We start from the raw sequence: 13,021 nt of genomic DNA, 5'->3' as shown, positions 1-13,021 counted from the left end.
TAAATCCACCTCCGTCAAGAAATGCTCCGGCGTAGATGGGGGCGTAGAATCTCCTTTTTGATTAGATTGCACAGCGGCTTTGGCGGGATGTCATTTCTTGCTGGCGCAGCGGCATCTTGTCGACAAGATCGGTGAGGTGGCTCCAGTTGGTAACTTCGCCCCAGCGGTATTTTTCGAGGCCGTCTTTGCCGATCAAAATGGCGGTATGGGTATCTTGGGTGATGTTGTATTTCTGCTCCAGAAAACGAATGTCTTTCGGGCTGAACAAGTCCGCAGGTTGGTTAAAGCCATCTCTGGTAATAATGATGGTTACGATGTCCCTTTCTTTAAGGAGGCAACCATTCATCAGAGTTTGTTTCATGAAATCCTGAACATAGCGATCTTTCTCTGGAGCAAAGAACAGAATACTGCGGTGGTTCCAGTGAAGGGAGCCTGCTGGATATGAGGCAACAAAAGAGGAAAAGAGAATTAGGGTTGAGTATAAGCAACAAATCAGAGCTTTCATGGTAGCTCTCCTGATCCCGGTTATACCAAGATGGTATTGTTGTATTGGCATTTATATAAACGGCAGCATTGTCTGATTGGATCAATAAGGTGTCTGCCGATTAGTATTAAACCTAAAACCACTAAAATCAGTATAGTCTATGGTTTTAGTGGTTAGTCGCGGTTGCTCTGTGCTGCGTAGGCCCTAAATCGTAGGGATTGAGATCAATGTACGGTGTACTGGTATAGATGCTCTGATACGTAATCAATGAAAACTCGGAGACGTGCAGGCATAAATTTTGTCTGGGCAAATTGGAGCGCTATGTCACCTTGGTAATTGCCTTTGATTGTCCAGTCACTAAGCACTTCTTTAACTGTTCCGTCTTGTAATGGTTTTTTGATTACAAAGTCAGGGAAAATACCGATTCCCAATCCGTCCAATACACCTCTCAGGCGCATTTGCGAATGGTTGACGGCATAGCGGCCGGTTACCGGTATTGTGTGAAACTCATCATCTTTAACAAAATCCCAGATATGATCCGTAGCAGTTTCGCCAAGGAAAATGCAATCATGCTGCAGTAAATCTGTCGGGACGATAGGGGTGCCTCGTCGAGCGAGATAGTCCGGGCTAGCACACAGGCTCAGGCTAACCTTGCCAATTTGTTTCAGTACCAGGCCTTCAGAGGGTTTTTCGGTTAGGCGAAAAACGACATCAATCCCTTCCGAGACAAGATCTATTTCACCGTCAGACGCTTTGAGCTTGAGCTGTATATCCGGATACTTTGTTAGAAAGGGAGTAACCAGAGGTTGCAGTACAATACTTAAAAAAGCCTTCGGGGCTGCGACGGTAAGAGCACCAGAAGGCGTAGCGTGCTCAGAGCTTGTAAATTCAACAATTTGTTTGGTTGCCTCGATCATCGCACAGCATTGATCGTAGATCCCTTTACCCGACTCAGTAATAACGAGTTTACGAGTCGTTCTTTCGAGGAGCTTAGCCGATAGTGTGTGTTCAAGACGAGATAGCTGTTTGCTCAATGCCGAGGGGGTGACACCTAGCTTTTTGGCGGCGGCGGTAAAGCTACCCTCATCAACAACAATCTTAAAAACAGCCAGTTCTGGCATAAGGGCAATCAGTTTATTTGTGTCCATAGTTCAATAGTCCTTTTCCAGTTCAGGGGATAATAGTCTGAATGCGCTTGAATTAGAATGGTTGGAGTTCAAACATCCTGTTAATTGAACATTTTTTCAGGCAGATCTCCTAACCTGATTATATGGATTATTGTCTGGTGAATGCCGCTCCGGCATGCATTCACGGAAGTCATTATTGAGAGGAATATCATGTCCGCTGCATTCTACGACCAAATCAATCAGCAAATAGAACAAGTAAAAGCTGAAGGTTTATATAAATCTGAACGTATAATCACATCTGCACAAAAAGCTGCGGTTTCTATCCAATCGGGTGAAGAAGTTCTTAACTTCTGTGCGAACAACTATCTTGGTCTTGCCAACCACCCTGATCTTATCGAAGCTGCAAAAGCGGGTATGGATCAGCACGGTTTCGGTATGGCGTCTGTACGCTTTATCTGTGGTACTCAGGATTCTCACAAAGAGTTAGAGCGTAAGCTTTCTAATTTCCTGGGTATGGAAGATACCATTCTTTACACGTCTTGCTTTGATGCCAATGCTGGGCTTTTCGAAACGATTTTGGGTGCAGAAGACGCAATCATTTCTGATGCGCTGAACCATGCATCTATTATCGACGGTGTCCGACTATGTAAGGCGAAGCGTTTCCGCTACTCAAACAACAACATGCAAGAGTTGGAAGAGCAGCTGATCGCAGCCAATGAAGCGGGTGTTCGTCATAAGCTAATTGTTACTGATGGCGTGTTCTCTATGGACGGCGTCGTTGCTAATCTACCGGCAATTTGTGATCTTGCTGATAAGTACGATGCACTGGTTATGGTTGATGACTCTCACGCTGTAGGCTTCATGGGGGCAAACGGCCGTGGTACTCATGAATATCATGATGTGATCGATCGTATCGATATCATCACTGGTACGTTGGGTAAAGCGATGGGTGGTGCATCAGGTGGTTATACTGCTGGTAAGAAAGAGGTGATCGACTGGCTGCGTCAGCGTTCTCGTCCGTACCTGTTCTCTAACTCAGTAGCCCCTGCAATTGTTTCTGCATCTATTCGTGTACTAGATCTACTTGAAGAGAGTGGTTCTCTACGTGATCAGCTATGGGACAACGCATCTCACTTCCGTGCCCGTATGGAAGCGGTTGGCTTTACCATGGGTGGGGCGGATCACGCGATTATCCCAATTATGTTAGGTGACGCTAAAGTTGCTGCTGAGTTCGCTGAGCGTGCTCTTGCGAAAGGCATCTATGTTGTTGGTTTCTCTTTCCCTGTTGTACCAAAAGGGAAAGCGCGTATTCGTACTCAGATGTCTGCGGCTCATACTCGTGAACAGCTAGATAAAGCTATTGATGCGTTTATTGAAGTCGGTAAAGATATGGGTATCATCTAAGCGCTCCAGTGCCGTCATTACTTGAAATATCCAAAGCAGGGGCGAGTAGAAGTACTCCAATAAAAATAGTAGTAACTTGCTCCTGATATTTTCAATCCAATACAGAATTTGTTGAGATAAAGGTCATGAAAATTAAAGCTCTTTCTAAGCTAAAGCCTGAAGAAGGCATCTGGATGACAGAAGTTGAAAAGCCTGAGCTAGGCCATAACGATCTGCTTATCCGTATCAAGAAAACAGCGATTTGTGGTACCGACGTTCATATCTACAACTGGGATGAGTGGTCTCAAAAAACGATTCCTGTACCAATGGTTGTTGGTCATGAATACGTGGGTGAAGTTGTTGGTATCGGCCAGGAAGTTCGTGGCTTCGAAATCGGTGACCGTGTTTCTGGTGAAGGCCATATCACATGTGGTCACTGTCGTAACTGTCGTGGTGGCCGTACTCATCTTTGCCGTAACACCACGGGTGTTGGTGTCAACCGTGAAGGTGCATTTGCAGAATACCTTGTTATTCCAGCATTTAACGCATTTAAGATCCCTGATGAAATTTCAGATGATTTGGCTTCAATTTTCGACCCGTTTGGTAATGCTGTACACACTGCATTGTCTTTCGATCTTGTTGGTGAAGACGTACTGATCACCGGTGCTGGCCCGATCGGTATTATGGCAGCTGCAGTCGCGAAGCATGTTGGTGCTCGTCACGTAGTGATCACTGATGTTAACGAGTACCGCTTGGATCTTGCTCGCGAAATGGGTGTTACCCGTGCAGTGAACGTTGCTAAAGAAAAGCTTGAAGATGTTATGGTTGAACTTGGCATGACAGAAGGCTTTGATGTTGGCCTTGAAATGTCAGGCAACCCGTCGGCATTCAACAGCATGCTGGCAGGCATGAACCACGGCGGTAAGATTGCACTGCTGGGTATCCCACCGTCAGATATGGGTATCGACTGGAACCAAGTGATCTTCAAAGGTCTGATCATCAAAGGTATCTACGGTCGTGAAATGTTTGAAACTTGGTACAAGATGGCAAGCCTGATCCAGTCAGGTTTGGATCTGAACCCTATCATCACGCACCACTTCAAGATTGATGACTTCCAAAAAGGCTTCGACGCCATGCGTAGCGGGCGTTCCGGCAAGGTTATCCTTGACTGGGAATAACCCGCTATTTGGTTAGTAAAAAGCGCTGTTAATCAGCGCTTTTTTTGTGCTTGCAGGCTTATGGTAATTTCTTTGCGACCGGCTCAAGAGTGTCCGAGTTTGTTTGTTTATGGTCAGAGGTCGAAGAAAATAGAGACGTAAGTGTCCAACGTGAAGAGATTACATTGGGGAATATCTTCATGCCCACCAAGAAAACCAACATGAGGAAACTAAATAGTCCGCCAACTATTAACTGTCCCCATAAGCTGAGAACGGGCGAAATTACTAGACTGGCGCCGTACAATGTTGCACCCACAACAACGCATGTTAACCAGCCTGAATGACGATAAGGCAGTGGTAGGAGCGATTGGCTGAAATAATAAAAAAGTAATAAGCGCGTCGTATAAACACCGGCTAAAACAAATACTGCAGCCCATATGTCGAAATGAGGTATCAGCAACCAGTATCCAGTAATTGCAATTGCTGAACATAGCCATTGGATCCACATTTGGCATTGGCTAGAATTACCACTGAAGCAACCGAGGTTTAACAGATCACTGGCGTTTTTTAGCGTATTGACCAAGAGTAGGCCAACAACAACTTGTGCTGCGAGGTGATATTCTATTGGCAAGAAAAGATAGATGAAACTTGGTACGGTCAGCATCATGGTTACTGCGATAAATATTCCGATATTTGTTCCCAGCATTGCGTTGTCGGCACATTGCTGAGGCCCCTGATCATGTTGCAACATGCTGATCCGGTTTGGAAACCACCAAAGCGTAAAAGGCTGCATTAACAAGCCTAATATCATGGCAAATTTAGCTGCAATAGCATATATCGCGAGTGTTTCCACACCAACTTTATCGGCAAGCATCCAGCGATCCAATCCAGTAATCGCAAACAATCCAATGTTGCTAAGTACAAATGGCGTACTGTATTTGAGCAGTTGTACCGAATTTCCCAAATGGCCGAAGTTTGTCATCTGATCCCATTGGAACCTGAGTAGACAAACAAGCAGCAGCACACTGGAGCAGGCTCCGGCTATCAATATGGCATCAATGCCCAAGCCGGCTTCTAACATTGTAATAATGAGTAAAGCCTGAACAATGGCCTTTAACACGTTGAATATGCAAAACCTTTTTGCTAAAGATTCCATTCGCATTAGAGTCAGCGGGATGGCAATCAACCCTTCCAGTAATGTCGGAATTGCAATAAGAACTATCTGATATTGCTCAAACTGGTGTGGTAATCTTGCAAGCAAAAAAGGCATTAACATCCATATCAAGAAGCTTCCTGAAATGGTGACGAATACGCTGAGGGTGAAGCAATTGGAAATAAGTTCCTTGCGCTGCTTTCCTTTGCTGGGCCCGACAAAGCGATACAGAGATTCAATCATGCCAAAACCAATTATGATGGTGCCGATATCGGCCAGTAACACCAGAGATTCAAGGGAACCATACTCATGGGGAGTTAGCTTGGAGGTGATGTAGGGCATCATGAGTAATGAAACTCCCTTCATCATCACAATTCCGATGCCGTAATACGCCGACTGTTTTAAAGCACTCATAATAAACCTTATATTGCTTTATCTATGACCCAACGTCTTTCAGGCGCCATTTATTCACCATATGGAAGAAAGCTGACTTTATTGGCACTGATTACTTTGTCCTTTGGTTGGTAGTAAGCACTTTTTTAAGTTACCAAGGGTGTTTTTCACTCGTCTCATCTGAGGGTAAATAATCAGCGAATGTAAGTCGTACAAAAGTGCTGAAAATAGATCGCCTCTTGTTCTAAAATAATCGGCATATCCTTCCTTCAGTCGAGCCTGTGCCTGAGACATCGCTTTTTTGCTGATGATCGTGTCACGCTGTTGATAATCGGATATTATTTTTGAAAGGGATTGCAGGTTATTCAATCGTTTTGAGTCTGTTTGCGTGATAGATCCTTGTCTCATGAGGTAGCCGGTGTATGGTTTCATCACTACGGCAACGCTGAAATGTTCGCAAATGGTTAACCAAAATTGCCAATCCTCACCATAGCTTATTTCTTCGTTGAACAGACCAGCTTTGGAAAAAACTGATTTATCAACCATAACGGTTGATGTGCCAATAATATTGTTAGCGAAAATTTCATTTAGAGGGTTATCAATAAAGTAGACGCTGTCATGCGTATCTTTTCTCTTATTCCAATACGAAAAACAGTCAATGATCTTTTGATATTGCTCGTCGAGATGGTCATAGTTGGTAAAACTCATCCCTATATGCTTATTTTTCCTATGAACCATTACCTGTTGGGATATTTTCCCTTGGTACCAATAATCGTCGGCATCAAGAAAGGCAACATACTGACCTTTTGAGTGCGTTATGGCTATATTTCTTGCCGCTGCCGCCCCAACGCCATGAGTGGTAATAACAGTAACGTTGCTATGTTCATTACTGAGATTCGCCAAGTAGGCGGCACTACCATCATTACTGTTATCATCAACAATTATAATTTCTATGTTTTGATAGTCCTGAGAAAGAACACTCTTTATAGCCTTTGGTAAAAATGTCAAACAGTTATATGTAGGTATTACAACAGAGACTTTTTCCATAACAATTAACCTTTTGTTTATATGGTGAAGGAAAAGGCAGTTTTCATACCTAAAGTTCACTGTTAGAGAGGAATACTATTAAAAAGGTGAAATTCAAAGGCGGCTGAATTTATTCGTTTAAAATCAGTGTAATAAGTGGTTATTCTTGATTGGTAAAAGTAAGCAACTCAATATTCATTATTAATCTAACGTTTATTGGCGAAGATTGATGTGCCAATTGCTTCAAATTTCTCATCTGCATTGCAGATTGCAAGTGTTGGGGGGGAAGGGTAGGAGTTAACGTAGGTACAGTTATTGCTTTTGTATTGTAAATACTCGAATAGAGAGTTTTATAATGAAAAAAGTTGCTTTTGTTGCTCCAACATTTCCTGTCTTGAGTGAAACATTTATTCGGACGGAAATAGATTCACTAAAAGCATGCGGTCATAAAGTGTGTGTGATGACTTTCCACAAGCATCTTTCAGCACACAAGTTTAATTATCCAACCTATGAAATTGGTCAGTTTTTTAGCCTGAAATTTATAACAAAAATATCCCCTCGTAAGCTTTATCAGTGCATTAGGTTTGTGAGATGTCAAAAAGCTTTGCCGAAACGGTCATTATTCTTCCACAGTATTAAATTGGCATCTCAACTAGCTCAGCTCAATGTTGATCATGTACATGCCCACTTTGCCCAGCATACGACGTCTCATAGTATTGCCGCGGCCAAGCTTATAGGCATCTCATGTTCTTTTGTTGGTCACGGCCATGACATTTACGAGTTCCCCTTTGACGTGCCATTAAAACTCAAGAGCAGTGATTTTGTAGTTGCTGTCTGTAACGACATGAAAGAGGACTTAATAAAGCTTAGCCGTGACAATATAAAGCTCCTTCACTGCGGGGTAAGAACGTCACTTTTCAAACCCCAGTCAAAACTGAAACATGATAAAATACGGCTGGTGTTTGTGGGCCGGTTAGTCGAGCCCAAAGGAGTGACTTATTTGCTTCAAAGCTTGCAAGGGCTTTGCGCAAAGTATCCAATCGTTCTTGATATCGTTGGAGATGGTGAGTTATCAACGGAACTCAAGCAGCAAGCTTCAACTCTGGGTATCGCTTCTTATGTTAATTTTCTGGGCCCAAAAGAACCGAGTTGGATCCAGGAAAATTTGCCTCAATACGATTGTCTTGTTGCTCCTTTTTGTATAGCCGAATCCGGACTTGTTGATACAGGGCCCTTGGTTCTGAAAGAGGCGATGGCAGTTGGGTTACCTGTTATTACAACGAAGATTATGGGATGCAAGGAAATTGTTACTCCCGGGACGGGGTTGATGGTTAATCAGAAGGATGTAACTGCGCTAGCGCAGGCCATTGAAAGGTTTGTTTGTCTTCCTGAGGAAAAGCGTATCCAGATGGGACTGCAGGCCCGACGAAATGTTGAACAGAATTTTGATGCAATCAAGCAGGCGAGAACACTGTCGGGGTGGATAGAGGGTACCGCACATTAATTCTAGATTCACCGGCTATCTATTATCAGGAGCATAGCGATGTTTTCGCTATATGCTGGCACTTAATCGGTGGCCATAAAGTGGGGGAATCATAGTGATATAGTTCACGATTCCTGTTATGATGCTCGTCAATTTCGTTGCTAAAGTCGCCTAATAATGGCGGCTTTTTTAATGCTTGATACATAAATCATTATTGGAACAGTACTTTGATTTCTACCGCTAACATTACAATGCAGTTTGGCGATAAGCCATTGTTTGAAAATATCTCAGTTAAATTTGGTGAAGGTAACCGTTACGGTCTTATCGGCGCGAATGGCTGTGGTAAATCGACATTCATGAAAATCTTGGGTGGCGAGCTTGAGCAGTCGGCTGGTACTGTTTCAACAGATCCTAACGAGCGTATGGCGAAACTAGGCCAGGACCAGTTTGCATTTGAAGAATACACTGTTGTTGATACCGTCATTATGGGTCATAAAGAACTGTGGGAAATCAAAGAAGAACGTGACCGTATCTACTCGCTACCTGAAATGTCTGAAGACGATGGTATGCGTGTTGCGGATCTTGAAACTGAATTCGCTGAAATGGACGGTTATTCTGCTGAAGCTCGTGCAGGTGAGCTGCTACTTGGTCTTGGTATTCCTGAAGATCAGCACTTTGGCCTAATGAGCGCAGTTGCACCGGGCCTTAAGGTTCGTGTTCTTCTTGCTCAGGTTCTGTTTGCAGATCCTGAAATCATGCTACTTGATGAACCAACGAACAACCTGGATATTCACACCATCAGCTGGCTTGAGCAGATCCTGCTAGAGCGTAACTGTACCATGATTATTATCTCGCACGACCGTCACTTCCTAAACAGCGTATGTACCCACATGGCTGACTTGGATTACGGCGAGCTTCGCCTGTTCCCAGGTAACTACGATGAATACATGACAGCTGCAGAAGGCGCGCGTGAACGTCTACTTGCTGACAACGCGAAGAAAAAAGCTCAGATTGCCGATTTGCAGACATTCGTAAGTCGCTTCTCTGCTAACGCGTCAAAAGCGAAGCAGGCGACTTCTCGTCAGAAGCAGCTTGATAAGATCCAGCTTGATGAAGTTAAAGCATCGAGCCGTCAATCACCGTTTATCCGTTTTGAACAAGAGAAAGAATTGTTCCGTAATGCGCTAGAAGTCGAAAACTTAAAGCAAGGCTATGGTGACAACATCTTGATCAATGGTGTGAAGCTGTTGGTTGAAGTGGGTGAACGTATCGCGATCATCGGTCAGAACGGTATTGGTAAATCAACATTCCTAAATACATTGGCTGGCCAGATGGAGCCAATGGAAGGTATGATCAAGTGGTCAGAAAACAATAACATTGGTTTCTACGCTCAGGATCATAGTGCTGACTTTGAAGAAGATATGACACTACTTGACTGGATGGGTCAGTGGAAGAAAGAGGGTGACGACGAGCAGACAGTTCGCGGTATCCTTGGTCGTATGCTGTTCTCTCAGAACGACATCAAGAAGTCAGTTAAAGTGATTTCTGGTGGTGAACAAGGACGTATGCTGTTTGGTAAGCTAATCATGCAAAAGCCAAACATCCTGCTGATGGATGAGCCAACCAACCACATGGATATGGAATCTATCGAATCGTTGAACTTGGCACTTGAGAACTTCAAAGGTACTTTGATGTTTGTTTCTCACGATCGCCAGTTTGTATCATCGATTGCGACACGTATCATCGAAATCACTAAAGATGGCGTTGAAGACTTCCGTGGTACCTATGAAGAGTACCTACGCAAGCAAGGCCTTTTAGGTTAATTAAGATCGAACTGATGAGCTACTGATATCAATTCGATTCAGTGAAATAGATGATGGCCGCCTTATTTGGCGGCTTTCTTATATTTGTTTTAGAGTGGTATTGCAGCGCAAAGCGATATTGCAGAATGATAGGAATAAGGACTAGAAATGAAGATCTGGGTAGATGCGGACGCTTGTCCGAATGTCGTAAAGGAGATTTTATTCCGTGTTGCTAATCGGGTAGGGGTTGCTGTCACCTTAGTGGCAAACCATCATGTGAGAGTGCCGCCATCACCGCACATCAAGTCAATTCAGGTGGAGCAAGGTTTTGATGTTGCGGACAATTATATTGTTCAGCAAGTTGAAGCCGGAGATTTAGTGATTACGGCAGATATTCCTCTTGCCGATGAGCTAATCACCAAAGGTGCCCATGCCTTGAACCCGCGTGGTGAGATGTACACTAAGGATACGATCAAACAGCGCCTGCAAATGCGCGACTTCATGGAAACCATGAGAAGTAGCGGAATTCAAACTGGTGGACCTGCACCGCTGAGCCAATCCGACCGACAAAACTTCGCAAACAAGCTTGATTCTTTTGTTGCTAAAAATCATAAGAAATCATGAGTTAAAAGGGTGGCGGCAAGCGTTGTTACCCTCTATTTCCTAAAACTTTCTGAGCCAATCGTCGGAATGATGCTAGGTTTATGGCTATAGCTGTTGATGTAAATCCCGCAGATTAGCTGAATTTTTTTATAATCTCAGCTTCAGTCATTACCGGGCAATCACTGTCAAAGGTGTAATAATCAGGTTTTAGATCAATAAAATACTGCATCGACATTTGTAGCTCTGCATTTTTATCAATATCTAGTACGCCAAGTAAGATGTTGTAACTTCCTGATTGATTCATCTTGAAATACAAATGTGTTCCACAACTACGACAAAACCCTCGTTTTGCCCAAGGAGAAGACGAGAATTCTGAAAGATATTCATTCCCTTGAATTTTAACATCTGTTCCGCATGGCATCGCAAGTTGCGGTCCGCCATTCCATTTTTTACATGTATCACAATGGCAGACAATGAAATTATTCTGAAGCTTTTGTATTTCCAGTCTTACTTTCCCACAGAGGCAGGTCGCTTCATGATAGTCTTTGTTCATATTAAAATTGCCTTTAGAGCATAGCGCCTGTAAAAATGTGCACCATATTAAACCGTGAGTGTGAACTGTGTGCTCCACTTACTTTGTTATAGCTCAATTTACTGCAAACCCAACAGAGTAAACAATGATGGGATAACAAATACAGCAAATACATTCCAACAAATGTGCGCACCACAGACAATAATCAGTGCATATATATTTCCAATTCTCATGCGGACATATTCATATGTTAAGGCTAGAGCAAGCCCAAGAGCTATCACTACAATTGCATTTAGAATCGAGTTATGCAGATGGATCAAGGAGAATAAAAAAGCAGAACCTATAATGGAGAAACTTGGGCTACCTGTTGCGTGGCGAAATACCCCTTGTATAAACCATTGAAAGATAAGAGTTTCAGTAATTGGTGCATCAATTAGCAGAAAAAACAATGCAGCTGAAATTTCATCCTCACTAAAAGTGGGAATAACTTCAGCAGTATCATTGGAAATGAAGTAACTTATAAAGATTAAGGTTAGTGCCCATAATATAGCTAATCCATAAACACGAAATATAAACAGCCTTTTATTTAATCCTAACGTGTTATAGGTTATGTGATTAATGCTTTCTAGCAAGTTAAACCTCCATGTTTAAGTGAGCGTAGTGTTAGGTGAAAGATTGTATTCAACAAGCCGTGATCGTGGATTTTCCTGCATATTTAAAATTCACGATAAAGACATATGAACACTGTTCTTACTTAACAAGTGCCAAATTGTATAATAAATCATTCTCGCGTAAATTTGATGCATGTCACGAATTCTTGTTACTAATATATGAAGTAGCACCAAAACCAGATTGTACTATGTTTCCTTATGTAAAAATTGGCATGTTGGGGTATCTTTGTCAATTACGAAGGCAGGGGACGCCAAAGCGATCCCTCAACGTATTCATCCACGTTTTTATGACCAACCTCCCTGTTAGGTCTGTATTATTTAAATAATGCTGTTTGCCTTATTCAAGCTGACTCGGTTGAAAGTTTCACGTATTTGAATCAGCTCGAACAAGTGTATTCCTTATAGCTCTCCGCGTTCTACAAGGACTTCTTTTACTGCGAACATGCCATTCAGTGCAGCTGGGAATCCTGCGTACACTGACATTTGCAATACTGTCTCCTTAATTTCATCAGGCGTACAGCCAACATTTAATGCCGCATTAATATGCACCTTTAGTTGTGGCTGGCAGTTACCTAAAGCTGTAAGGGCTGCGACAGTGGCAATTTCTCTAGATTTCAAATCTAAGCCATTTCGTGAATAAATGTCCCCGAAAGGGTATTCAATAGTATATCGAGCCAACTCTGGACAAACATCTTGTAAACTCTCGATGACGTTATGACCAGCTTTTCCATCGATCTCACTTAACTTCTCAAGTCCAATTTCGTATCTACTTTTGTTCACTTACTTGCTCCTCGTGAGTCACTACAATGTGATGTATGAAGCAAGGTTACAAGTTAGAGTTAACTCTAAGTCAAGAAACTTCTATAGCTTTGTAGAAATCAATTTTCGTCTCTAAAGCGTTTAAATGTTGGAGTTGATTTTCAATCTGGGATTGTAATTTATGTCTATGCTCTTCGAGTAACGTCTTACGAGCCGTGATCGTACTTTCTCCCAGTGCGCGTAAGTTCGAGTAGTGCAAAATAGTATCTAACGGCATGGCCGTTTCTTTGAGTCTGATTATGAAGTTAACCCAGTCCAACTCTTTGGTTGTGAAAACGCGGTGGCCACTTGAATTTCTTTGAACATTGTTCAAAAGACCGATTTTCTCATAATACCTGAGAGTATGAGATGACAGTTTTGTACGTTCAGAAAACTCTCTCATGTTCAT

At 42.8% G+C, this 13,021-nt stretch carries 13 protein-coding genes; 5 read left to right on the top strand and 8 right to left on the bottom strand.

Annotated features, from left to right (window positions below):
- Nucleotides 1-61 precede the first annotated feature (61 nt).
- A complete protein-coding gene (locus EDI28_RS05135) occupies nt 62-505 on the bottom strand; it encodes a DUF4174 domain-containing protein (RefSeq protein WP_128782729.1) in 444 nt (147 codons plus the stop codon).
- Between the two features lie 203 nt (nt 506-708).
- Complete coding sequence (locus EDI28_RS05130) at nt 709-1,632, bottom strand: LysR family transcriptional regulator (protein ID WP_128782728.1); 924 nt, start codon at nt 1,630-1,632, stop codon at nt 709-711.
- 189 nt (nt 1,633-1,821) lie between these two features.
- Between EDI28_RS05130 and EDI28_RS05125 the strand changes: the two genes are divergently transcribed.
- Complete coding sequence (locus EDI28_RS05125; RefSeq protein WP_128782727.1) at nt 1,822-3,015, top strand: glycine C-acetyltransferase; 1,194 nt, start codon at nt 1,822-1,824, stop codon at nt 3,013-3,015.
- A gap of 125 nt (nt 3,016-3,140) precedes the next feature.
- Entirely contained in the window at nt 3,141-4,172 is a 1,032-nt protein-coding gene (gene tdh, locus EDI28_RS05120) for an L-threonine 3-dehydrogenase (RefSeq protein ID WP_128782726.1), read from the top strand.
- A 58-nt stretch (nt 4,173-4,230) separates the two neighbouring features.
- On the opposite strand, the gene EDI28_RS05115 is transcribed toward tdh, so the two are convergent.
- Entirely contained in the window at nt 4,231-5,718 is a 1,488-nt protein-coding gene (locus tag EDI28_RS05115; RefSeq protein ID WP_128782725.1) for a lipopolysaccharide biosynthesis protein, read from the bottom strand.
- A gap of 78 nt (nt 5,719-5,796) precedes the next feature.
- The gene (locus EDI28_RS05110) at nt 5,797-6,744 is read right to left on the bottom strand and encodes a glycosyltransferase family 2 protein (RefSeq protein ID WP_128782724.1); all 948 of its coding nucleotides are present in this window, start codon (nt 6,742-6,744) and stop codon (nt 5,797-5,799) included.
- A 334-nt stretch (nt 6,745-7,078) separates the two neighbouring features.
- Here EDI28_RS05110 and EDI28_RS05105 point away from each other — a divergent pair, with 334 nt between their 5' ends.
- From EDI28_RS05105 to EDI28_RS05095, 3 genes are all read left to right on the top strand, one after another.
- Nucleotides 7,079-8,227 (top strand): glycosyltransferase, encoded by a 1,149-nt coding sequence (locus EDI28_RS05105; protein WP_128782723.1) that lies wholly within the window; start codon nt 7,079-7,081, stop codon nt 8,225-8,227.
- Nucleotides 8,228-8,433: 206 nt separating this feature from the next.
- Nucleotides 8,434-10,029, top strand: coding sequence for an ABC-F family ATPase (locus EDI28_RS05100; RefSeq protein WP_128782722.1), 1,596 nt, complete (start codon nt 8,434-8,436; stop codon nt 10,027-10,029).
- Between the two features lie 147 nt (nt 10,030-10,176).
- The gene (locus EDI28_RS05095; protein ID WP_128782721.1) at nt 10,177-10,632 is read left to right on the top strand and encodes a YaiI/YqxD family protein; all 456 of its coding nucleotides are present in this window, start codon (nt 10,177-10,179) and stop codon (nt 10,630-10,632) included.
- A gap of 112 nt (nt 10,633-10,744) precedes the next feature.
- On the opposite strand, the gene EDI28_RS05090 is transcribed toward EDI28_RS05095, so the two are convergent.
- The 4 genes from EDI28_RS05090 to EDI28_RS05075 all read right to left on the bottom strand — a co-directional run bounded on the left by EDI28_RS05090 (nt 10,745) and on the right by EDI28_RS05075 (nt 13,021).
- Nucleotides 10,745-11,164 (bottom strand): GFA family protein, encoded by a 420-nt coding sequence (locus tag EDI28_RS05090; protein ID WP_128782720.1) that lies wholly within the window; start codon nt 11,162-11,164, stop codon nt 10,745-10,747.
- Nucleotides 11,165-11,262: 98 nt separating this feature from the next.
- Entirely contained in the window at nt 11,263-11,775 is a 513-nt protein-coding gene (locus EDI28_RS05085; RefSeq protein WP_233353274.1) for a CPBP family intramembrane glutamic endopeptidase, read from the bottom strand.
- Between the two features lie 438 nt (nt 11,776-12,213).
- Entirely contained in the window at nt 12,214-12,594 is a 381-nt protein-coding gene (locus EDI28_RS05080; protein ID WP_128782719.1) for a carboxymuconolactone decarboxylase family protein, read from the bottom strand.
- 70 nt (nt 12,595-12,664) lie between these two features.
- Complete coding sequence (locus EDI28_RS05075; protein ID WP_128782718.1) at nt 12,665-13,021, bottom strand: MerR family transcriptional regulator; 357 nt, start codon at nt 13,019-13,021, stop codon at nt 12,665-12,667.

This window comes from Photobacterium chitinilyticum (assembly GCF_004104355.1).
Classification (GTDB): domain Bacteria; phylum Pseudomonadota; class Gammaproteobacteria; order Enterobacterales; family Vibrionaceae; genus Photobacterium; species Photobacterium chitinilyticum.
This window is presented reverse-complemented; position numbering and strand designations above follow the sequence as displayed.

Excerpts from the sequence above, each read along its gene's own strand:
- EDI28_RS05135 (WP_128782729.1), bottom strand. The coding sequence starts at position 505 with ATGAAAGCTCTGATTTGTTGCTTATACTCAACCCTAATTCTCTTTTCC.
- EDI28_RS05130 (WP_128782728.1), bottom strand. The coding sequence starts at position 1,632 with ATGGACACAAATAAACTGATTGCCCTTATGCCAGAACTGGCTGTTTTT.
- EDI28_RS05125 (WP_128782727.1), top strand. The coding sequence starts at position 1,822 with ATGTCCGCTGCATTCTACGACCAAATCAATCAGCAAATAGAACAAGTA.
- tdh (WP_128782726.1), top strand. The coding sequence starts at position 3,141 with ATGAAAATTAAAGCTCTTTCTAAGCTAAAGCCTGAAGAAGGCATCTGG.
- EDI28_RS05115 (WP_128782725.1), bottom strand. The coding sequence starts at position 5,718 with ATGAGTGCTTTAAAACAGTCGGCGTATTACGGCATCGGAATTGTGATG.
- EDI28_RS05110 (WP_128782724.1), bottom strand. The coding sequence starts at position 6,744 with ATGGAAAAAGTCTCTGTTGTAATACCTACATATAACTGTTTGACATTT.
- EDI28_RS05105 (WP_128782723.1), top strand. The coding sequence starts at position 7,079 with ATGAAAAAAGTTGCTTTTGTTGCTCCAACATTTCCTGTCTTGAGTGAA.
- EDI28_RS05095 (WP_128782721.1), top strand. The coding sequence starts at position 10,177 with ATGAAGATCTGGGTAGATGCGGACGCTTGTCCGAATGTCGTAAAGGAG.
- EDI28_RS05090 (WP_128782720.1), bottom strand. The coding sequence starts at position 11,164 with ATGAACAAAGACTATCATGAAGCGACCTGCCTCTGTGGGAAAGTAAGA.
- EDI28_RS05075 (WP_128782718.1), bottom strand. The coding sequence starts at position 13,021 with ATGAACATGAGAGAGTTTTCTGAACGTACAAAACTGTCATCTCATACT.